The following is a 423-nucleotide window of genomic DNA, read 5'->3' as shown; positions in this document are numbered from 1 at the left end:
ACCCTGACCGTGTGCGAAACGGCTACGGTAACCGAAGCGGTGCAGCGGCTGAAGGTTATTCACCTGCTGGGCGACTGGCCGGTGCCGGAAACGTTATCTCATCAAACGAAAAGCGTTTTTTTCCCGCTGACCGTCATGATTTATGACGCTCAGGATGAAAAAGTGCTCGGTGGCCGATTCTATGACGAGATTGTCTGGGCACAGCCAGTGACGCTGGCATCAGAACGCCTGTCACTGGAAAAGCAACAGCAGCAGCTGTGTCAGTCAGCCGTGCTTGAGCAGGGCTGGCAGAATGCCCCGGAAGCCCGTGTTCTGAGGCATGAAGCCGCGTTATTGTCGTTGCATGTGGTTTCACCCCGTTATCAACAATGTCGTGAAGTGCAGGATATTCTTCGGCACGGAACGACAGTCAGCGTTTAACGC

At 54.6% G+C, this 423-nt stretch carries 1 protein-coding gene; it reads left to right on the top strand.

Annotated elements, in window-relative coordinates:
* Positions 1-420, top strand: a 420-nt coding sequence (locus AAC854_RS23190) for a hypothetical protein (protein WP_340619141.1), incomplete at its 5' end; no start/stop codon positions are given.
* Between the last annotated feature and the right edge of the window lie 3 nt (positions 421-423).

It is taken from the genome of Xenorhabdus entomophaga, assembly GCF_037996725.1.
GTDB lineage: Bacteria > Pseudomonadota > Gammaproteobacteria > Enterobacterales > Enterobacteriaceae > Xenorhabdus > Xenorhabdus khoisanae.
This window is presented reverse-complemented; position numbering and strand designations above follow the sequence as displayed.